This window comes from Roseateles sp. (assembly GCF_039595295.1).
Lineage (GTDB): Bacteria > Pseudomonadota > Gammaproteobacteria > Burkholderiales > Burkholderiaceae_C > Roseateles.
Map to the genome: position 1 here is coordinate 1 of NZ_JBCNLU010000036.1, position 20,335 is coordinate 20,335.

Sequence of the window (20,335 nt, forward strand, 5' to 3'; positions counted from 1 at the left end):
CTCGAGCCGCTGGACGCCTCGATGCTGGACGGCTACCTGGCCGGCGTGCTGGTGCAGCCGCGCCTGATCCCGATCGAGGAATGGCTGCCGCCGGTCTTCGATTACGAAGGCCGTGAGCTGCCGGACGACGTCGATCCCGCTTGGCTCGCCCGCATCCGGGGTCTGGTGGAGCGCCGCTTCGCCTCGCTGAACCAGAGCATGCTGGAGCAGGGCTGGTTTTACCCCGTCGTGCTGGATGTGGACGCCGAAGAGGGCACCGAAGGCGTCGACGCCGCGCCGGCGACGGAGAAGGCCGACGTTGCCGACGACACCTCGACCGCGGCCGCGACCGAAGGCGCCGATCCGGACGCCATCCCGCTGCCCGACGATCCCATCACCCGCGCGCTGCTGCCGTGGGTCGGCGGGTTCGAGTACGCCGCCGTGACCTTCCCCGACCTGCACGAGCAGGCCGACGACAACATCACCTTGCTGCTGGCGCGTCTGTACCGCCACCTGCCGGCCGAGACGCCGGAGGAGAAGGAGATCGTCGAGACGATGGATCGCGAGCATCCGCTCAAGAACATCGACGAGGCCATCGAAGACCTGATCCTGACGGTGGTCGACCTGCAGGAAGCAACCGAGCAGCAGCGTTATCACGTTGAGCAAGTGCGGCGTGACACGCCCAAGCTGGGCCGCAACGATCCGTGCCACTGCGGCTCGGGCAAGAAGTTCAAGAACTGCCACGGCGCCGCTTGAACCGTCATCCGAATCGCCAACGGTCTGCTTGAGCGCCCGAGCTCAGGCCCAGCGAATCCAGCCGGCCGCCGTGAGGCGCGCCGGCTTTTTCACAGCTCGATGACCAGATCGGGCCGGAAGTCGTCCTGCTCGCCCTTGTTGGCGTAGCCCAGCGGATTGGCGACGACGCGGCAGCGGTGCGGCAGGTCGCCGCGCGGGCCTGAGGGCGACTCGACGACGTAGTCCTGCATGCAATGCAGGTGGCCGTGCAGCCACAGGTCGGCGTAGGGCAGCAACTCGTCCAGCGAGTTGCAGAAGCCGGCCGTCCCCGGCGCCAGTCCGTAGCGCGGATCCGCGCTACGCAGGCTGGGCGCGTAATGCGTGACCACCACGGTCTTGCCGTCGAAGGGCTGGGCCAGCGCATCGCGCAGCCAGGCCTGACACTCCAGTGCGAGATCCCGTTGGCGCTCGGCCAGCATGTGCTCGCCGTCGATCAGCGTGGAGTAGCGCCGCAGATAGAAGTTGGCCGCACGGAAGGCCTTCTCGCGCGCGGCCAGCTGCTTGGTCGGCGTGGCCTCGAGCGCCGCCAGCGCGTCGAAGTCGGCCCACAGCGTCGTGCCCAGGAAGCGCACGCCGTCGATGTCGATGCGTTCCCGGTCCAGCCACTCGATGCCCAGGTCCGCGCAGGTCTGGCGCAGGCGGGCGTGGGCGACGGTGTACTCGATGCCGTCGTACTCGTGATTGCCCGGCACGTAGAGCACCCGTGGCCAGGGCGCGCCCTCGCGCTTCGGGGAGAAGCGGCCCAGTCCGAAATCGTCCGTCACCAGCTTGGATCCGGCCTGATAGGAGCCGACGTCGCCCGCGATCACCAGCAGATCCACGCCGGGCATGGCGGTAGTCTGGAAGTCGGTCTGGCGCTCCAGGTGGAGATCGGAAATCAGTTGCAGGCGCACGGCGGGCGTCGGGTCGGCGATTCGGAAGCCCGCATTGTCCACGTGCGGCCGGGCCCTGGCCGCGAGCCTCCGCCGCCCGACCGACTTGAAGGACAGGCCTCGATTGACCAGGATCAAGGGGCAGGTTCAATGCGGGATCGCCTGCGCCGGCGCGACGGCTTTCCGGGGGTCCGGTGTGCCACACTCGCCGGCGGCCGGACTCCCGGCCATTCAGCCATCAGAGAGCCATCACAGAGGACACGACACCGATGAAGATCCTGGTCGCCGTCGACGGCAGCACGTATTCCAAGCGCATGCTGGCCTATCTCTCCGCCCACGACGAGTGGCTGGGCGGAGCCCACGATTACACGATCGTGCACGTGGTCGCCGCGGTCCCGCCGCGCGCCGCCGCCGTCATCGACAAGGCCACGCTGGCCGAGTATTACCAGGAAGAAGCGGAGAAGGTGCTCAAGCCCATCCGCGCCTTCATGGACAAGCGCGGCATCAAGGCGCAGTACGTGGTGAAGACGGGTCATGCGTCGGAGGCGCTGACGGCGGTGGCGGCCAAGGGCCGCTTCGACCTGCTGATGATGGGCTCGCACGGGCACACCGCGCTGGGCAAGCTGGTGCTGGGATCGGTCGCCACGAAAGTCATGGCGAACTGCGACATCCCGGTGCTGTTGATCCGCTGAGCGTCGGCCAGCAACCAGTCGGGCCGCGTGATGCGGCCCGATCGTTGGAATCAGCTGCGGCGGGTGCGCATCCAGGACAGGGGCGACTCCGCCTCGACCGCTGCGGGCGAGGACTCGGATTCCAGCCCGTAATCGCTGCGGCGGAAGTCCTCGTACTCGCTGGCGTCACCGAAGCTCGCTTCCATGCCGAACGCGGTGCCCATGTCGGCGGGTTCCGGCTCGTGGACACCAGGGCTGTTGCGGCGGAAAAGGCGCAGGGCGGAGGCGAAACTCATGATGGACCTCGTCGGCAAGTACGGGGTTGTCCGGCACGGCGCCGATGCGGTGCGCCGCGAGTGTTGCCACAGTTTGAACCAACCCGTCTGCGGGGGAATCCCCAGATCCGGTGCCGATTGAAAACCCGCTCACAAATCCGCACAAATTGCGGTATAGCCGCCACAGGTATGGTGGAATAACCACGCCACCCTCTTAGGTAGGATCCCCCCTGTAATGAGGGGTGACTATGCTCACGGCCTCCAGCAAATCGCTCGAAGCCGTCCATTTGTCATGTCTCCGCTGATTCACAAGTCGCTGACCTGGGCCATCGTCAGCAGCGTGGTCCTCGTGTCCACGTGGCTGGCCAGTAGCGTTCAGGACGCACATGACCGAGGCGGTTTCCGTCTGCGTCTGGTTCAACAGGGCGCGGCCCCCGCATCCAGCGTCCAAGCACCCGCTTACCGCGTCATCCCGACCGTCGCGGAAGCCCATCTCCAAGGCGCGCCGGTCAAGCGTTGAGTTCAGCCGTCGGCGTCCGCGCCGACGATCCGCAGGCCCGGTCTGATCCGTGCCTCAGCCGCGCAGCGCCTCCCGCGCGCCCAGCGCCAAGGCCTCCCCGATCTGATCCAGCAGCGCCGGTGGCGATCTGCCTTCGGGCACTGCGGCCGTTTCGCCGCCCAGCTTCCATTGATGCCAGTACAAGGCGACCTCGACCTGCACCTGCGGCCGTAGCGCCACAAGCTCCCCGCTCGCCAGCAGCGGCCGCACCTGGAGCTCCGGCGCCACACCGATTCCCCAGCCCATCCGCACCGCATTCACATAGGCCTCGCTGGACGGCACGTAGCGCGCATTCAGCCGCGCCGAGCGCAACCCCATCGCCTGCCTGACCCATTGCTGCTGCGTGTCGTCCTTGCGGTTGAAGACCAGGAAGGGCACCTGCGCGAAGTTGGCGGCGCTCAGCCCTTGCGGAAGCGCCGACGCGATGAAGGCCGGACTCGCGATCGCGATGTAGGGCATCACCCCCAGCGGCTGCGCGATGCAGCCCCGCAGCGCCTGCGGCACCGTGGTCACGCAGCCCAGCACCTCGCCCTGGCGCAGCCAGTCGTGGGTGAAGTCCTGATCGTCGACGATGAGCTCCAACCCGAAGCCTTCCCGCAGCCCGCGCTGCACCAGCGGATCCAGCGCTGGCAGCACCCAGGTCGCCAGACTGTCGGCGTTGACGGCGATGGGCAGCCGCTCCGTCTGTGCCGACTGCACGCCCAACTCCCGCACCACGTCCGAGCGCAAGGCCGCCAGCTGGCGCGCATAGCGCAGCAGCCGCTTGCCGGGTTCGGTCAGACGCAGCGGTCGCGAGCGCACCACCAGCAACTGGCCGACCTGCGCCTCCAGGCTGCGCAGCCGCTGCGACACGGCGCTTTGCGTGATGGCCAACGTCTCGGCGGCGCGCTCGAAGCTGCGCTCGTCCGCCAGCGCGGCCAGGCAGTCCAGCCCGGCGGCGTCGAGGTCCTTCATGGTGGGCCTTTCATAAGCATCGCTAATGTCCCCGCTGAGATATTAATCCCGCTTCATGGAATCAGGGTGCCTCAAGACAATCCGCTGTTCCGCCGGCGTTACCGGCCCGGCCGGTCTGCGGCTTCCCCTGCTCATCTCCTCCACGACGCCATGTCCCCCTTCAGCGCGGCCCTGATGCAAGGCTGGCTCACCGGAGCCGGTCTGATCGTCGCCATCGGCGCGCAGAACGCGCTGGTGCTGCGCCAGGGGCTGATGCGTCAGCACGTCGCGCCGGTGGTCTTCCTCTGCGCGATCTCGGACATCCTGCTGATCTGCCTGGGCGTCTTCGGCCTGGGCCGGCTGATCGCCGCCAGCCCGCTGCTGATGGAAGTCTTCCGTTGGGGCGGCGCGGCGTTTCTGCTGAGCTACTCGGTCAAGGCCGGGATGCGGGCGCTGTCGCCCAAGGCGGGCCTACAGGCTCAGGCTGGGAGCGCCTCGCTGGGCGCGGTCCTGGGCAGCACGCTGGCCATGACCTATCTGAATCCGCATGTCTATCTGGACACCGTCGTGCTGCTCGGCACCGTCGGCGCGCAGCAGCCTGAGGGCATGCAGGCGCCGTTCGCCGCGGGCGCGTCGGTGGCCTCGTGGATGTGGTTCTCGCTGCTGGGCTTCGGCGCCGCGGCCGTGGCCGGGCCGTTGCGCCGGCCGGCGGTCTGGCGCAGCATCGACGCCTTGATCGCGATCGTCATGGCCGTGCTCGGACTGCAGCTGATCCTGCGTCCGCTGGCCTGACCCGAACCCCGTCCGCGGAACCACAAGTTCTCCCAGGAGTTCCTCCCATGAAAGTCATCGTCCTCGGCGCCGGCATCATCGGCATCCACACCGCCTGGTACCTGCTGGACCAGGGCCACGACGTGGTCGTCGTCGACCGCCAGCCCGACGCGGCGCTGGAGACCAGCTTCGCCAACGGTGCGCAGATCTCGGTCTGCTTCTGCGAGCCCTGGGCCAACGCCGGCGCCCCCTTCAAGGTCGCCAAATGGCTGCTGCGCGACGACGCCCCGCTGCTGTTCCGCCCGCGTCTGGACCCGGCGCAATGGCGCTGGGGCCTGAGCTTCCTGGGACAGTGCACGACGGCTGCGTTTGAGCGCAACGTCGAGCAGCTCGTCCACCTGGGCCGCTACAGCCACCAGTCGCTGCAGTCGCTGGTGGCCGAGACCGGCATCGAGTACAACCGCCTGACCAAGGGCATCCTGCATTTCTTCGGCAGCGAAGCCGACTTCGAAGCCGGTGCGCAAGGCGCGGAGATCATGCGTCGCCACGGCGTCGACCGCCGCATCCTGAGTCGCGAGGAGACGCTGGCCATCGAGCCCGCGCTGCGCTCCGCCGGGCAGGCCGTCTATGGCGGCACCTACACGCCCAGCGACGAGTCCGGCGATGCGCGCGTCTTCACGCAGGCCCTGGCCCGCCTGGCCGCCAAGCGCGGCGCGCAGTTCCACTGGAACCACGACATCGTGACCCTGCAGTCGCAGGGCGCGGAGATCGCCGGCGTCCAGATCAAGTCCCGCGAGACGGGCGCGACGCAATGGCTCAAGGGCGACGCCTACGTGGTCGCGCTGGCGTCGTACGCGCCGGGCCTGATGAAGTCGGTCGGCGAGCACCTCAACATCTATCCGGCCAAGGGGTACTCGGCCACGCTGCGCCTGAAGAAGCCGGAGCAAGCCAGCACCGTCAGCCTGCTGGACGACGCGCGCAAGATCGCGATCTCGCGCCTGGGCGACCACGTCCGCATCGCCGGCACGGCAGAACTCGTCGGCCTGGACACCAGCCTGGACAGCCCCACCTCCAAGGTCCGCTGCGAGTCCCTGGTGCGCCGCTACGAGGAACTCTTCCCTGGCGTGGCCGATCTGTCCGAGCCCAACTACTGGACCGGTCTGCGTCCCAGCACGCCGACCAACGTCCCCTACATCGGCCGCAGCCAGAAGGCGTCCAACCTGTGGATCAACGCCGGTCACGGCACGCTGGGCTGGACGCATGGCGCGGGCTCCGGCCGCGCGCTGGCCGAGCTGATGAGCGGCAAGCGCCCGGAGCTGGAGTTCAGCTTCTACGGCGATGCGCTGCCCGCCAAGGCGGTGCGCGTTCCGCAGACGGCCTGAGCTCTGCGAAGAAGGGCGCGGCTAGAATCCGCGCCCTTTTCCATTTCTGCCGCGTCATGTCTTCCTCGCTCTCCGACCTGCCGCGCGATTTCTGCGCGATCGACTTCGGCACCTCCAACTCCGCCGTGGCGGTGCCTGATGCCGCGCGCGCCGGCGCGATGCGGCTGGTGACGCTGGAGGGCGACCATCCGACCATGCCCACCGCGGTGTTCTATTTCGCCGAGGGTCGCCATGACGCTGACGGCCCGCCGCGGGCCTTCGGCCGCGCCGCGCTGGCCGCCTACGTCGAAGGGGTGGACGGGCGGCTGATGCGCTCGATGAAGAGCATCCTGGGCTCCAGCCTCATTGACCAGGTCACCGACGTGGGCGGCGGCCGCGGCGTGAAGTACGCCGACATGCTGGCCGGCTACCTCAAGCGCCTGCGCCGTCAGGCCGCCTCCGCCGACGGCCATGAGCCGCGCCGCGTCGTGCTGGGCCGCCCGGTCTACTTCGTCGACGGCGAGCCCGAGCGCGACGCCGCCGCGCAAGCCTCGCTGACCGCGGCCGCGCGCTCCGTCGGTTTCGAGGACGTGCACTTCCAGTTCGAGCCCATCGCCGCGGCCTTCGACTACGAGCAGCAGACCGAGCGCGAGCAGATCGTGCTGGTGGCCGACATCGGCGGCGGCACGTCCGACTTCTCGGTGGTGCGCGTGGGACCGGACCGCATCAAACGCCTGGACCGGCGCGAGGACATCCTGGCCAGCCACGGCGTGCACATCGCCGGCACCGACTTCGACCGTCACATCGAGCTGACCGGCATCCTGCGCGAATTCGGCTACCGCGCCCACGGCCCGTCGCGTCCCGGTCAGCCCCCGCGCGAAGTGCCCAGCGGCATCTACTTCGACCTGGCGACCTGGCATCTGATCAACACCTGCTACAGCCCGCAGCGCGTCATGGAGCTGCGCAACATGAAGAGCTTCTACGGCGACGCGCGTCACCATTCGCGCCTGATGACGGTGCTGGAGGAGCGTCTGGGGCATGAGCTCGCGCACCGCGCCGAGGACGCCAAGATCGCGGTGGCCGGTGGCGGCGGCTGCTCCATCGACCTGGGCCTGATCGAGTCGGGCCTGAACGTGGATCTGTCCGAGGACGCCGCGGTCGGCGCGCTGAGCGGCGACATCGAGCGCATTGCCGAGGCCGGCCGCGACACCGTGGCCCGCGCCGGGCTCAAGCCCTCGGACGTGGACGCGCTGTACTTCACCGGCGGCTCCACCGGCCTGCGCCTGCTGGCCGAGCGCATCGCCTCGGACTACCCCGAGGCGCGCCAGGTCCGTGGCGACCGTTTCGCATCGGTCGCCACCGGGCTGGGCCTGCATGCGGCGCGCTTGTTCGCTGCATGACTTAACTTGGGGATGACCCGGGGGGACGAGCCGGGACGCGCGGGGGAGGCGCTGCTAGATTGCCGCCTTTGCTTCACGTCCCGGATACATCTCGATGCAGCACCGCCCCTTGTCGCTGATCCTTTCCCTTGCCGCCGCCTTCGGCGGTTTCGCGTCCAGCGCGGGCGCCGCATCGACCGCCACGTCCGCGCCGTCCGCGTCGCCCGAAGCGGCCGCCGGCTCGCTGGCGCAGACCTACCGCCAGCCCTCCGCGGCCATGCGGGAAGTGCTGGACTCCAAGGCGCTGCCGACCTACCAGGTCTCCAGCGATCAGCGCACCCTGGCCATCATCGAGAACCGCAAGTACCGCGCGATCTCGGAGCTCGCCCGTCCGGTGCTGCGTCAGGCCGGTCTGCGCTTCGATCCCGCCACCGACAGTCCGCAGCTGCTGACCGTCATCGATGCGCTGACGCTGCGCGCGCTGCCTGACGGCGCCGAGCGCCGCATCGCGCTGCCCGCCGGCGGCGCCTTCCACCACCTGCGCTTCTCGCCCGACGGCAAGCGCTTCCTGCTGAACCGCCGCACCGACACGGCGGTCGAGCTGTGGGTGGGCGATGTCGCCAGCGGCCAGCTCAAGGCCGTGCCCAAGCTCAAGCTGCACACCTTCCTGGAAAGCGATCTGGTCTGGGTCAACGACCATGAAGTGCTGCTGCTGAGCGTGCCCGCCAAGCGCGGCGCGGCGCCGGCGTTCAGCGCGCCCTCGGGTCCGTCCATCCAGGAGTCGCTGGGCCGCAACTCGCCCGAGCGCACCCAGCAGGACCTGCTGACCAATGCGCAGGAGGCCGCGGTCTTCGCCTTCCATGCGACGTCGCAGCTGACGCGCGTCGATCTGAACACCGGCGCGGTCCATGCGGTCGGCGAGCCCGGCATGTTCACCCACCTGGAAGCGCTGGGCACCGGCGGGGGCCAGGTCTTGACCATGCGCCTGCTGGCGCCCTTCAGCTACCAGGTCGGTTGGGACGATTTCGCGGCCCAGGCCGAGGTCCGCGATGTGTCCGGCAAGGTCACGCCGGTGGGCCGTCGCAAGCTCAAGGAAGGCGTGCCGGTCGAGGGCGTCATCACCGGCCCGCGTCACTTCTTCGCCTCGCCGGGCGCCGATGCGGCCGTGTACTGGGTCGAAGCGCTGGACGGCGGCGACACCCGCGTCCAGGCGCCCAACCGTGATCGTCTGATGCGACTGGACGCGCCCTACACCGGCGCGCCGCGCGAGGTGTATCGCGTCGCGCAGCGCCTGTCCAAGCTGGACTTCCTGGAGGGCGGCCGCCAAGCGCTGGTGCAGGACTTCGACCTGACGAAGATGCGCACCTCCACCGAGCTGGTCACCATGGACGGCAGCGCCCCGGGCAAGCGCCTGGTGGAACGCTCCGTGCGCGACCGCTACCGCGATCCGGGCACGCCGCTGACCCGCACGCAGGCCAACGGCCGCCGCGCGGTGCGCGTCGACGGCGGGGCGCTCTGGTACTTCGGCGCCGGCGCGAGCCCCGAGGGCGACAAGCCCTTCATCGACCGCCTGACGCTGGCGGACAACAAGACCACGCGCGTCTTCCAATCCGGCCGCAACGGCGACACGGCGCATTACGAGCGCCCGCTCGCGGTGCTGGACGCCGCCGGCGCGCAGGTGCTGACGGTGCGCGAGAGCGTCAACGAGCCGGGCAGCGTGATCCTGCGCGGCGGCGCCACGCTGGCCGACATGAAGACGGTGACCGAGGCCAAGGACCCGACGCCGCAACTGCGCGACATCAAGCGCGAGTTCGTCCGCTTCAAGCGTGCCGACGGCGTCGAGCTGTCGTTCTGGATGTACCTGCCGCCGGGCTACAAGACCGGCGAGCGCCGCCCGACCTTCGTCTGGGCCTATCCGCTGGAGTACACCGACGCGTCGACGGCCGGTCAGGTCAGCGGCTCGGGCAACCGCTTCAACACCTTCGCCGGCACCAGCCCGCTGATGCTGCTGCTCGACGGCTACGTGGTGCTGATGGACGCGACCATGCCGGTGGTGGGCGATCCCAAGACGGTGAACGACACCTTCATCGCGCAGATCACCGCCAACGCGCAGGCCGTCATCGACAAGGCGGTGGAGCTGGGCGTGAGCGACCGCGAGAAATTCGTCGTCGGCGGCCACAGCTACGGCGCTTTCATGACGGCCAATCTGCTCGCGCACACCGACCTGTTCAAGGCCGGCATCGCGCGCAGCGGCGCCTACAACCGCACGCTGACGCCCTTCGGCTTCCAGAGCGAGCGCCGCACCTATTGGGAGGCGCAGGACGTCTATCAGAAGCTGTCGCCGTTCAACTTCGCGGACAAGCTCAAAGAGCCGCTGCTGCTGATCCACGGCGAGGCGGACAACAACTCCGGCACCTTCCCGATCCAGAGCGCGCGCCTGTACCAGGCGCTGGCGGGCACGGGCGGCAATGTGCGCTACGTCTCGCTGCCCTTCGAGTCGCACGGCTACTCGGCGCGCGAGTCGCTGGGCCACACGCTGTGGGAGATGAGCGACTGGATGCGCCGTCAGGTCGGACCGGGCGCGCCCACTGGCGGCGCCACCGACGCGAAGGCGCCGGCAGCGCGATAAGCGCAGGCGATAAGCGCAGGCGCTGAGCGCCGCGGCGCAGGCGTCGATCAGCGCGGCCCGCGAGGGCCGCGCGGTCCGCCGAATCCACCGGCTCCGCCGGAAGGACCACCCCTCGGAGGGCCCCCGCGCGAGGGACCGCCACGCGGTCCGGACCGTCGCGCCGCCGGACGCGGCGCCGCCTGCGGTCGCGACACGTCGGCCAGCAGCAGGCTGGCGCGGACCAGGCATTCGACCGCCTCGTCCAGATCGGCGGCTGGTTCCAGGCTCTCGATCTCCTCGAGCAGCGCCTCGGCGTCCTCGAGGTCCTCGGGATCCAGATGCATGTAGAGCTGCGCGAGCGGCTCCGTGAGCTGGCCCTCATCCATGTTCATCAGCGCGGGGAACAGGTCCGCGGCGAGCGCGAAACCCGCGACCCAAGGCAGCACCGTCTCCGACGGAGACGCGTCCTCGTCGAGCTCGAAGACCCAGGGGTCGAACCACTGGCGATCGTTGATCGCCTGCTTGAGCTCACGTTCGCGGCGTTGCACGAGTTGCAGCAACGGCTGCGGGTCGTAGCCGCCGGGCGCGGCGCGGCCTTCGTCGCTGTCCAGCACCCAGCGCCACCAGTCGGAGAGCGGCACCGGCTTGGGCTGCAGGATCACGGCGACCAGGAAGCCGTCGAGCATCGAGGCGTCGAGCGGTTCCAGCGGCTGGGGCACGTCGTCCAGCAGCGATTGCAGCTCGTCGAGATCGTCGTCGCTCCATTCGGGCGGAGGGGCCGAGACGGACGAGGCGCTGGCGCGCGCTCCTTGTGGCGGGCGACGAGGGGAATGCTGCTGGGGCTTCTTGGGCGCGGTCATGGGTCTCGATTATCCGGGTGAGCGTGCTTCGTGCGGCACCGAACACTGGTCGCGGTACCGAGCGCGGAATCAGGTCGCTATTTCCGTAATGCGGAGCGCTGTTTACACCTGCTGACCAATTTCCGGGGTGTTCCCACCTCCAGGGGATGTCACCCCCTCAGGGTTCGCCCTAGAGTCCATCTCATGCGTTCCCGAGCGACAAGCTCACCGAATGCACCGATCCCAACGACGTCCTTTCTAGGACTTGCAACGCCCGGTCAGCTCTGCTGGTCGGGCGTCCTTTTTTGTGGATCGCGACCCACCGGCCGCAGCGCTTAGCATCGCGCGATGGCTTCTTCCGAATGGCTCGACACGGCATCGGTTTTCGATGCGCGCGGTTTCATCACGATCCCAGGCCTCCTTCCGGCCGCAGGGCTGGCATCACTGGCTCCTGTCCTCCTGTGCGACGGCGCGGTCGGTGGTTCCCGCTGCCTGCTGGCCCGTGCCGAGATCGCCGCGCTGGCGGTCCAGCTGGCGGCGCATCCGGAGGTGAGGGCGCTTGTGTCAGCGGAGCACGTCGCTGTCCAGTGCACCTACTTCGAGAAGTCGACCGATCGGAACTGGCTGGTCCCCATCCATCAGGACCTCAGCATTCCGGTCGCGCGACGAGTCGAATCAGAGCGGCTGCGAGGGTGGTCCGAGAAAGAAGGATCGATCTTCGTGCAGCCGCCTGTCGAGGTGCTGGAACAGCTCCTCGCGGTGCGCCTGCATCTGGACGATTGTGGAGAGGATGACGGGCCTCTGCGTCTGGTCGCCGGATCGCACCGACTGGGCATCGTGGGCCCGGAACGCGCCATTGCGGAGCGCGGCGCGCGTGGCGAGACGACATGTGCCGCGCGTGCCGGCGATGCGCTGGTGATGCGCCCGCTGGCGCTTCATGCCTCGTCGAAGTCCAGCGGCACCAGTCGACGACGTGTTCTGCACTTCCTCTACGGTCCGCCGACCTTGCCGGAGGGCTTGGACTGGGCCGTGGGGATACGCCTCGACGCGGGCACGCACTCGGCCGAGAAGTAGGTCATCCGGCGGCCCGCTCCCGCTTCTCCGCCCCCAACGCCGCCAGATGCACCATCGCCGCGCCGCCGAAGGCCAGGGCGTCCTCGACCGCCGCGACCGGGAAGTCGCGTCCCAGCGCCTTGGACAGCCGGCTGCGCAGCGCGTGGCCCGCATAGGTGGCGACGACCGCGCCCATCGCGCCGGCGAAGGCCGCGGGCCACGAGCGCCCGCCCGCAAGCGCCGCCCCTGAGATCGCGCCGCTTGCCGCGCGCGCCACGACGCCCACGGGCTCGGTGCGATCGGGCGTGGACGGCAGCTTGTCGACGACGAGCTCGCCGAGCGCCATCGGCGTGGTGAGCGCGACCGAGCGCGTCGTCGCGAGGAACGCCAGCGGCGAGTCGCTCACGTCGACCCAACCGAGCCGGGCCGCCCATGCGGTGGTCGTCAGCGGCGCGCTGGTCCGCGGCCCCGCCGTCGCGCCCAGCAGGAAGGCGAGCGCGAGCGTGCGACGCGAGTCAGCCGGCTTGGCGGCGACCACGGGCACGCCTTGCTCGCGCGCCTCGCGCACCACCGCGGCGCCCGCGCGCGCGTGTCGGAAGAAACGTCGCAGCAGTCCGCGCGCCGCTTCGGTGAACGCGCCGTAGACCAGGTGCGAGACGTAGGAATAGGGATGCGATTGCAGCGGCGCCCGGGTGATCGGATCGCCGAAGCGCAGCGCGGGAACGAGTGTCTCGTCGACCACGGTGGCGGCCGCGATGCCGAAGACGGTGCCTCGCCCGCAAGTCGCCCGCGGATCGATCTCCGCCGCGAGCCCGTAGACGCCGCCGACCAGCGAGCCCATCGCGTAATGCACCGCCTCGCCGGCGGCGGGTCGGCGTCGCGCCGGCAGCCGACGCCCGCTCAGCAGCGCAAGACGATCGGCGGCGCGCTCGGTGGAGGGCCAGCCCTTGACGCCCGAAGTGATGCCGATCTGCGCCAGCCCGGACTGAAAGGCGGTCATCGCCGCCGCGCCGATCAGACCGCCGAGCAGTCCTGACGCCGTGCCCAGGCAGAGATCCTTGCCGTCATGCGTGTCCATGCGCGTTCCTGTTGACGTCGGAAACGTGCACGCGGCAAGGGCCGTGCCCTCAGGCGCCGATCTGTCGATATGCCGATGCGTTGATGAGTTGATGCGCGAAGCCCCGATGCCCAGGGCGCTTCGCTCAGTCCATGCCTTCGGGCACCGGCAGTCCTTGCTTGCGGAGCTTGCCCGCAATGCCCGGCGCGGCCGCGCGCGCCGCGTCCAGATCGCGCTGCGCCGCCGCGGCGTCGCCCAGCTTCATCAGCGCCAAGCCGCGGCCGTAGCGCGCGCCCGTCAGCCGGGCGTCCAGTTGGAGCGCCTGATCGAAGGCTTCCCGCGCCCGCCGCGCGTCGCCCATGCGGAGCTGCACCCAGCCCAGCGAGTCGCGATAGATCGCGGATTGCCCGTCCTTGGCATTCGCCCGCTTGCAGTCCTGCAGCGCGAGCGGCAACTCCAGTCCCAAACGGGCGCGCAGCCAGCAGCGCTCGTTGAGCATGGGGGCCAGGGTGAGGTCGTCGGGGTGGGCGGTCTCCCACTGCGCCCATTGGGCGAGCGCCTCCGGCGCCATGCCGTAATGCGCGTAGATCGAGCCCATGACGAGGCGGAAGTTGCCCGAGGGCGGCAGCGCGCGGTCCAGCGCCGCCACGTCCGCCAGCGTGGCGGGACGGTTGTCCGACACGCGCAGCGTCGCGCGCAGCATCAGCGCATCGACCATCGCCGGATCCAGCCGCAGCGCCTCGTCGGCATCGGCCACGGCGCCGTCGCGTTCATTCATCGCCATGCGGACCTTCGCGCGCAGCACCCGGTGATGGGCGTCCTCGGGCTTGAGTTCGACCGCGCGATTCAGGTCCTTGAGCGCGTCCTCCTTGCGACCGGCGTCCAGCGCGATCGAGCCGCGCCGGGCCAGTGCGTCGGCGTCGTTCTCGTTCACCGGCGGCGGCGCCGAGGCGTAGCGCTGGTCGAAGTTGGAGGGGGCGGCGCCGGGCAGGGCGACGAAGGGCGCGCCGCCGTTCCAGGTCGCGTAGACCTTGCCTTGCAGGTAGGACACGTAGACCCGGTGCGACAGGAAGTAGTCCAGGCCGAGCAGCATGCCGTGGCTGTTGCTGTCGACGTCGTCGACGAGCAGGCGTTGATGGGTGATCTTCTCGCCGCCGAGCTGGAAGCTGTCGATGTCGGCGAGCCAGCGCGCGCTGTGGTCGTCGCCCAGACCGGCGGCCCGGCCGAAGGGCTTCATCTGGTCGGCGGTGATGCCGGCGCGGCGCGCCGATCCCAGCGCCAGCGTCGACGCGGGCGCGCCCGTGTCCATCAAGGCGCTGACCTTCACGCCGTTGATCCGCACCGGCACGCGAATGCCGGTGTCGCGCTCTCCGGCGACGCTGTCCATGTCGGCCTCGATCACGGGCGCGTCGCCCGCCCAATAGGCCATGCTGGCCTTCCTGCAATCGCCCTTGGGCAGCACGAGCCGCACCACCCCATGGGCCAGGTCGTACTCGGTGTCGGCGACGGCCAGGATGTTGCGCCCGAGGATGCCGCGGATGCCGTTGCCGAGCTCGCTGCCGCCGACGACGAAGTCGATCCGGTTGAGCTCGACGCCGCTGAGGCCGACCTTGGCGACGGTGGTGAGCCGCGCCTCGACGCCGCCGGTGTAGCCGGAGATGTGGGTGCCGAAGGGCAGCATGCGCTGCTTGAGCTTGAGCTCGTCGGCGGTGGAGGGCGTGAGGAAGCTGTAGAAGGCGCCGCTGTCGACCAGCATCCTCACTTCGGCGCCGTTGAGCGTGAGGGTCGCGACCGGACGCGATTCGACGATCTTGACCGGGATGGTCATCGGCTGCATCTGACAGTCGGCGGCATGGACGACCTGCGCGGCGCTCGACGCGATCGTCATCAGCAGGGCCGCCGCAGCAGCCTTCACGGTCCGGATTCGGGCGCCGGCGCGCGGCAGGCCGAACGGGCGCCGCTCGTTGTTCTTCTCTCTCACGGTCACACTCCCTCGAGTCTGGAATGCCGCGCGGTGCTTGTTCTGTTGCGCGGCGAGCGGGACTCTACTGCAGGCGTGTGACGGGGGCGATGGCCGCGGAGAGGGAGGATCGCGGCGGGATCAGTGGGTCAAGCTTTCCCGCACATGCGCGAGCGCGGCGACGACCTTGTACGAGGGCACGCCGCGGGTGTGCAGCTGCTTGGCGGCCTGCAGCAGCACCAAGTCCTGGAAGCTGAAGCGCAGACGCGTGTCGGGCGACAGCAGATCCTCGGCGACCAGCGCCTTGATGTAGCTGCGCGGCAGGCCGGTGATGTCGTGGGCCTGCTTCATGGAGAAGGGGGCGGGCGATGCGGTGGTGGCGGGCATGGTGGGCTCCTCTTGCGTTGGAGCCAACGGTACCGGGCCGCTTTGCGCGGCACTGCCGGAGAAGCGCGCCACGATGTGTAGGACGTGAGGAGGGCGGCCCGATCACACGCCCTGCGCGCAGCGCATCTCCATCGCCGGCGCGGGCGCGTGCTCCTGCAGCTTCAGCACCGGCACTTGCGCGCAGTTGGCGCAGCCGATCAGCAGCGCGGCGGCGGCCGTTGCGAATGAGGATCCCAGGAGTCGATGCGGAGCAGGCATGGCGAGGGTCAAGAGGAGCGCCTCGCGTCAACGCCGCGTTAGCTCCTGCGCGATTCGACGACCGCATCGTCAGCGTGCTGTTGCGCATCCGGCGTATCGTCCTCGCCTCCTCTCGATCCCGCCATCGCCATGTCCTCGACCCCGCGCAGCCCGGCCCGCCGCCGTCTCCTCCAGCAAGCCGCCGGCGCGACCGGCCTGGCGCTCCTGCCGCCAAGCGTCCAGCTCGCGCTGGCCAAGGCGCAGGCGCTGGAGCGCCCCGCCTCGCTCAAGGACATCAAGCACGTCGTGCTGCTGATGCAGGAGAACCGCTCCTTCGACCACTACTTCGGCACCATGGCCGGGGTGCGCGGCTTCGACGATCCCGAGGCGATGACGCTGCAAGGGCCGCATGCCGGCAAGTCCGTGTTCCAGCAGCCGGATCCGCAGAACCCCGATGGCTTCCTGCTTCCCTTCCATCTGGACACGCGCAAGACCAGCGCGCAGCGCATCCCGTCGACCAACCACAGCTGGAAGGTCCAGCACGAGGCCTGGAACGGCGGCCGCATGGACAACTGGGTGCCCGCGCATCGCAAGGCCGAAGGTGAGAACGGGCCCTACACCATGGGCCATTACCGCCGTGAGGACATCCCCTTCCATTTCGCGCTGGCGGAGGCCTTCACGATCTGCGACGGCTATCACTCGTCGTTGATGGGGCCGACCTGGCCCAACCGGATGTACTGGATGACAGGCACCATCGATGCCGACGGCTCGCATGGCGGCCCGGTCATCAGCAACAAGAAGATCCCCGGCGGGTACACCTGGACCACGTATGCGGAGCGGCTCGAGGCCGCGGGCGTGAGCTGGAAGGTCTACCAGCAGCAGGACAACTACGGCACCAACATGCTCGAGCTGTTCAAGAGCTTCATGGAGGCGCCCAAGGACTCGCCGCTGCGGGTGAAGGGGCTGACGCGCGGACCCGAAGGACAGTTCGAGGACGACGCCCGCAACGATCGCCTGCCCACCGTGTCCTGGATCCTGCCGACCAGCTTCCAGTCCGAGCATCCGCAGTTCACGCCCGCCGAAGGCGCGGCTTTCATCGCCAGCAAGATCGAGGCGATCGCCGCCAATCCCGAGGTGTGGGCAAAGACCGTCTTCATCCTCAACTACGACGAAAACGATGGCCTCTTCGACCACGTCGCGCCGCCGGTGCCGCCGGCCGGCACGCCGGGCGAGTTCGTGAAGGGCGTGCCCGCGGGTGGCGGCTTCCGGGTGCCGGCCATCATCGTGTCGCCTTGGACCGCTGGGGGGTGGGTCAGCAGCCAGCCTTTCGATCACACCTCGGTGCTGCAGTTCCTGGAACGCATCACCGGCGTGAAGGAGCCCAACATCAGCGAGTGGCGGCGTCGCACGTTTGGGGATATGACGTCGGTGTTCGGGTTCGAGGAGCCGAAGGCGACGAGCTTCCCGGTGATGCCGGATGCGAGGGCAGCGCTGGTCGAGGCGAAGGCGGCGATCGATGCGCTGCCCAAGCCGGTGTTGCCGAGTGGCAATCAGGCGGCGCCGAGGCAGGAGAAGGGCGTGCGTAAGCGCAGGGGTTGATGGCGCGCTGCGCGCGCCGCCACGCTCCCCCGCCAGCCCTCTCCCGTACTACTCCCTCGCCCGCATTACTCCCTCGCCCGCGGGGCGGGAGAGGGCAGGGGAGAGGGTGGGAGCGTGGCAGTGCGCCAGAGCCCGAAGACCCTCTCCCCCGCCCTCTCCCGCAAGCGGGCGAGGGAGCAGGTCGGGGCGTGCGAGATGGTGGAGCGCGTGGGGGCGGGGGAGGTGGTGGAGTAGAGCGTGGGGCGGGCGGGGCCAGCTAGAAGCCCGCGCCGATCGCCGTCCTCAGATGCTCGACCAGCAGCTTCACGCCTTGTGGGGTGTGACTGCTCCAAGGATGGATGGCGTAGATCGCGTCGCCGAAGAAGCCGACCGCGCGCCAGTCCGTCAGCACCTCCACCAGCCGGCCTTCGCGCACCGCGTCGCGGGCGCTGAAATCCGGCAGCAGCGCCAGACCCAGACCCGACAGCGCGGCGTCGCGCAGCACCTCGCTGTTGCTCGCGCGGAAGTGGCCTTGCACGGGAATGCGCATTCGCTCGGGTTCGGGGCCGTCGTCGCGGCGCTCGAAGAACCATTGCGCCGGGCCGGGCCGCAGATACGGCAAGCAGCGGTGCTGGGCGAGCTCCGCCGGATGCCGCGGCGTGCCGGCGCGCGCCAAGTAGGCGGGGCTGGCCGTCAGCAGCGCGCGCGAGGCGCAGAGCTTGAACGCGACATGCGTCTCCGGCGGCGCGTTGGTGTGGCGGATCGCCAGATCGAAGCCCTCCTGTGCCAGCGGCACCAGACGGTCCGAGAGATCCAGCTCGATGCGCAGCGCCGGATAGCGCTCGAAGAAGGCCGGCAGCGCCGGGGCCACGTGTTGCCTGCCCAGCGCGACTGGCGCCGTCACCCGCAGAACGCCGCGCGGCGCACCGGCCGCCTCGCGGGCCTCGCTCAGGCTGCGCGTGAGCAGCGCGAGCCCGGGCTCGGCTTGCTCGACCAGTCGCAAGCCGGCCTCGTTCAGCCTCACCGAGCGGGTCGTGCGCTGCACCAGCTGCTGGTCCAGATGCCGCTCCAGATCGGCGATGCGCTGGCTCACCGCCGCCTTGGACAAGCCTAGCCGCTGGGCCGCCTGCGTGAAGCTGCCCAGCCGCGCGACCGCGATCAGCGCCTGCAACTGCGGCCAGAGCAGCTCATCGCGGGCCTCCGGGCGAAGGATGACGTTCGTCCCATCGGAAGCCGACGTCGCGCCCTCGGACAGCCTGTCGGGTGAGCGAGCGGACGGGGACGAAGGCGACGGCGTTCTGGTGGTCGAGGGCATGGCGATTCATCCGGGAGACAGCCCCGCGCTCGGGGGCTCGACGGCAGGTCGGTCCGAGGTGGACTGTTCAGTATGCCGAACAATATGGTCAGTGATCTGGGCTAGGCAGCGCTCAAGGGCCTGCCTAGACTTGGCCGCATTCCCAGATCAGGAGACGCCCGTGAGCCAACGCCCTTCGACTCCCGCATTCACCGACGCCGCCGACGTCACCCACTTCATCGCCGGCGAGCGCCGGCCCGCGACGTCGGGTCGCTCGCAAGCCGTGTTCAATCCGACGACCGGCCAGGTCGCCCGTCAGCTGCAACTGGGCAGCGCGGCCGACGTGGATGCGGCGGTCGCCGCCGCGCAGGCCGCCTTCCCGGCCTGGTCCGACGCGCCGCCGCTGCGCCGGGCGCGGGTGATGTTCAAGTTCCTGGAGCTGCTGAATCAGCACCGCGACCGCTTCGCCGCGATGATCACCGCCGAGCACGGCAAGGTCTTCACCGACGCGCAGGGCGAGGTCACCCGCGGCATCGACATCGTCGAGTTCGCCTGCGGCGTGCCGCAGCTGCTCAAGGGCGACTTCACCGAGCAGGTGTCCACCGGCATCGACAACTGGACGACGCGCCAGGCGCTGGGCGTGGTGGCGGGCATCACGCCCTTCAACTTCCCGTTCATGGTGCCGATGTGGATGGCGCCGCTGGCCATCGCCACCGGCAACGCCTTCATCCTCAAGCCCAGCGAGCGCGATCCCTCGCCCAGCCTGCTGATCGCCGAGCTGTTCAAGGAAGCCGGTCTGCCGGACGGCATCTTCCAGGTCGTGCAGGGCGACAAGCAGGTGGTGGACGCGTTGCTGCACCACACCGACGTGCGGGCGCTGAGCTTCGTCGGCTCGACGCCGATCGCGCAGTACATCTACGAGACCGGCGCGAGGAACGGCAAGCGCGTGCAGGCCTTGGGCGGCGCGAAGAACCACATGGTGGTGATGCCTGACGCGGACATCGATCAGGCGGTGGATGCGCTGATCGGCGCGGCCTACGGCTCGGCGGGCGAGCGCTGCATGGCGATCTCGGTGGCGGTGCTGGTGGGCGACGTGGCCGACCGCATCGTCCCGAAGCTGGCGGAGCGCGCCCGTGCGCTGAAGATCAAGGACGGGATGGTGCTCGACGCCGAGATGGGGCCCATCGTCACGCGCGAGGCCCGCGACCGCATCGAGGGCACCATCGCGCTGGGCGTGGAGGAGGGCGCGTCGCTGGTGGTCGACGGCCGCGGTCATCGGGTGGACGAGCACCCGGAGGGCTTCTTCACCGGCGGCACGCTGTTCGATCACGTGAAGCCGGACATGCGCATCTACAAGGAAGAGATCTTCGGTCCGGTGCTGGCCTGCGTGCGCGCGCAGGACTTCGGCGAGGCGTTGGCGCTGGTGAATGCGCACGAGTTCGGCAACGGCGTCGCCTGCTTCACCAGCGACGGCAACGTGGCCCGCGAGTTCGCGCGCCGTGTGCAGGTGGGGATGGTGGGCATCAACGTACCCATCCCGGTGCCGATGGCCTGGCACGGATTCGGCGGCTGGAAGAAGAGCCTGTTCGGCGACATGCACGCCTACGGCGAGGAGGGTGTTCGCTTCTACACCAAGCAGAAGAGCGTCATGCAGCGCTGGCCCGCGAGCATCGGCAAGGGCGCCGAGTTCGCGATGCCCACCAGCAAGTGACACGCGAGCCTCGGGG

The 20,335-nt window shown here is 69.5% G+C and carries 18 protein-coding genes; 9 read left to right on the forward strand and 9 right to left on the reverse strand.

Annotation, left to right across the window (positions count from 1 at the left end; genetic code table 11):
- Positions 1 to 735 (forward strand): UPF0149 family protein (locus ABDW59_RS19980; RefSeq protein ID WP_343632368.1); only part of this gene is annotated, 735 nt, incomplete at its 5' end.
- An 89-nt stretch (positions 736 to 824) separates the two neighbouring features.
- Here ABDW59_RS19980 and ABDW59_RS19985 read toward each other — a convergent pair.
- The gene (locus ABDW59_RS19985; protein ID WP_343632370.1) at positions 825 to 1,667 is read right to left on the reverse strand and encodes a metallophosphoesterase; all 843 of its coding nucleotides are present in this window, start codon (positions 1,665 to 1,667) and stop codon (positions 825 to 827) included.
- Positions 1,668 to 1,915: 248 nt separating this feature from the next.
- Here ABDW59_RS19985 and ABDW59_RS19990 point away from each other — a divergent pair, with 248 nt between their 5' ends.
- Positions 1,916 to 2,338 (forward strand): universal stress protein, encoded by a 423-nt coding sequence (locus ABDW59_RS19990; RefSeq protein ID WP_343632372.1) that lies wholly within the window; start codon positions 1,916 to 1,918, stop codon positions 2,336 to 2,338.
- A 50-nt stretch (positions 2,339 to 2,388) separates the two neighbouring features.
- On the opposite strand, the gene ABDW59_RS19995 is transcribed toward ABDW59_RS19990, so the two are convergent.
- A complete protein-coding gene (locus ABDW59_RS19995; RefSeq protein ID WP_343632374.1) occupies positions 2,389 to 2,613 on the reverse strand; it encodes a hypothetical protein in 225 nt (74 codons plus the stop codon).
- Between the two features lie 553 nt (positions 2,614 to 3,166).
- Complete coding sequence (locus tag ABDW59_RS20000) at positions 3,167 to 4,105, reverse strand: LysR family transcriptional regulator ArgP (RefSeq protein ID WP_343632376.1); 939 nt, start codon at positions 4,103 to 4,105, stop codon at positions 3,167 to 3,169.
- A 150-nt stretch (positions 4,106 to 4,255) separates the two neighbouring features.
- On the opposite strand from ABDW59_RS20000, the gene ABDW59_RS20005 reads away from it, so the two are divergent.
- From ABDW59_RS20005 to ABDW59_RS20020, 4 genes are all read left to right on the forward strand, one after another.
- Positions 4,256 to 4,876 (forward strand): LysE/ArgO family amino acid transporter, encoded by a 621-nt coding sequence (locus tag ABDW59_RS20005; protein WP_343632378.1) that lies wholly within the window; start codon positions 4,256 to 4,258, stop codon positions 4,874 to 4,876.
- Positions 4,873 to 6,237 carry a D-amino acid dehydrogenase gene (locus ABDW59_RS20010; protein ID WP_343632447.1) on the forward strand — a complete coding sequence of 455 codons (1,365 nt, stop codon included), beginning with the start codon at positions 4,873 to 4,875 and terminating at the stop codon, positions 6,235 to 6,237. Before ABDW59_RS20005 ends, ABDW59_RS20010 begins: the two co-directional genes overlap by 4 nt.
- A 56-nt stretch (positions 6,238 to 6,293) precedes the next feature.
- On the forward strand, positions 6,294 to 7,616 hold the full coding sequence (locus ABDW59_RS20015) for an Hsp70 family protein (RefSeq protein ID WP_343632380.1): 1,323 nt from the start codon (positions 6,294 to 6,296) through the stop codon (positions 7,614 to 7,616).
- A gap of 94 nt (positions 7,617 to 7,710) precedes the next feature.
- Entirely contained in the window at positions 7,711 to 10,224 is a 2,514-nt protein-coding gene (locus tag ABDW59_RS20020) for a prolyl oligopeptidase family serine peptidase (protein ID WP_343632382.1), read from the forward strand.
- A gap of 47 nt (positions 10,225 to 10,271) precedes the next feature.
- On the opposite strand, the gene ABDW59_RS20025 is transcribed toward ABDW59_RS20020, so the two are convergent.
- Positions 10,272 to 11,063, reverse strand: a complete 792-nt coding sequence (locus ABDW59_RS20025) for a YecA family protein (protein ID WP_343632384.1) — start codon at positions 11,061 to 11,063, stop codon at positions 10,272 to 10,274.
- A gap of 327 nt (positions 11,064 to 11,390) precedes the next feature.
- On the opposite strand from ABDW59_RS20025, the gene ABDW59_RS20030 reads away from it, so the two are divergent.
- Positions 11,391 to 12,116, forward strand: a complete 726-nt coding sequence (locus ABDW59_RS20030; RefSeq protein ID WP_343632386.1) for a phytanoyl-CoA dioxygenase family protein — start codon at positions 11,391 to 11,393, stop codon at positions 12,114 to 12,116.
- Between the two features lies 1 nt (position 12,117).
- Here ABDW59_RS20030 and ABDW59_RS20035 read toward each other — a convergent pair whose 3' ends face one another.
- The 4 genes from ABDW59_RS20035 to ABDW59_RS20050 all read right to left on the reverse strand — a co-directional run bounded on the left by ABDW59_RS20035 (position 12,118) and on the right by ABDW59_RS20050 (position 15,757).
- Positions 12,118 to 13,173 carry a DUF4126 family protein gene (locus ABDW59_RS20035; protein ID WP_343632388.1) on the reverse strand — a complete coding sequence of 352 codons (1,056 nt, stop codon included), beginning with the start codon at positions 13,171 to 13,173 and terminating at the stop codon, positions 12,118 to 12,120.
- Positions 13,174 to 13,297: 124 nt separating this feature from the next.
- Positions 13,298 to 15,133, reverse strand: a complete 1,836-nt coding sequence (locus ABDW59_RS20040) for an aspartyl protease family protein (protein ID WP_343632390.1) — start codon at positions 15,131 to 15,133, stop codon at positions 13,298 to 13,300.
- A gap of 120 nt (positions 15,134 to 15,253) precedes the next feature.
- Positions 15,254 to 15,499: a hypothetical protein gene (locus tag ABDW59_RS20045; protein WP_343632392.1), complete on the reverse strand. Its 246-nt coding sequence runs from the start codon at positions 15,497 to 15,499 to the stop codon at positions 15,254 to 15,256.
- Positions 15,500 to 15,601: 102 nt separating this feature from the next.
- Positions 15,602 to 15,757: a hypothetical protein gene (locus ABDW59_RS20050; protein WP_343632394.1), complete on the reverse strand. Its 156-nt coding sequence runs from the start codon at positions 15,755 to 15,757 to the stop codon at positions 15,602 to 15,604.
- A gap of 129 nt (positions 15,758 to 15,886) precedes the next feature.
- Here ABDW59_RS20050 and ABDW59_RS20055 point away from each other — a divergent pair, with 129 nt between their 5' ends.
- Positions 15,887 to 17,335 (forward strand): alkaline phosphatase family protein, encoded by a 1,449-nt coding sequence (locus ABDW59_RS20055; protein WP_343632396.1) that lies wholly within the window; start codon positions 15,887 to 15,889, stop codon positions 17,333 to 17,335.
- Positions 17,336 to 17,591: 256 nt separating this feature from the next.
- Here ABDW59_RS20055 and ABDW59_RS20060 read toward each other — a convergent pair whose 3' ends face one another.
- Positions 17,592 to 18,629 (reverse strand): LysR family transcriptional regulator, encoded by a 1,038-nt coding sequence (locus ABDW59_RS20060; protein WP_343632398.1) that lies wholly within the window; start codon positions 18,627 to 18,629, stop codon positions 17,592 to 17,594.
- Positions 18,630 to 18,789: 160 nt separating this feature from the next.
- Between ABDW59_RS20060 and ABDW59_RS20065 the strand changes: the two genes are divergently transcribed.
- Positions 18,790 to 20,319 (forward strand): CoA-acylating methylmalonate-semialdehyde dehydrogenase, encoded by a 1,530-nt coding sequence (locus tag ABDW59_RS20065; RefSeq protein ID WP_343632400.1) that lies wholly within the window; start codon positions 18,790 to 18,792, stop codon positions 20,317 to 20,319.
- Positions 20,320 to 20,335: the final 16 nt, after the last annotated feature.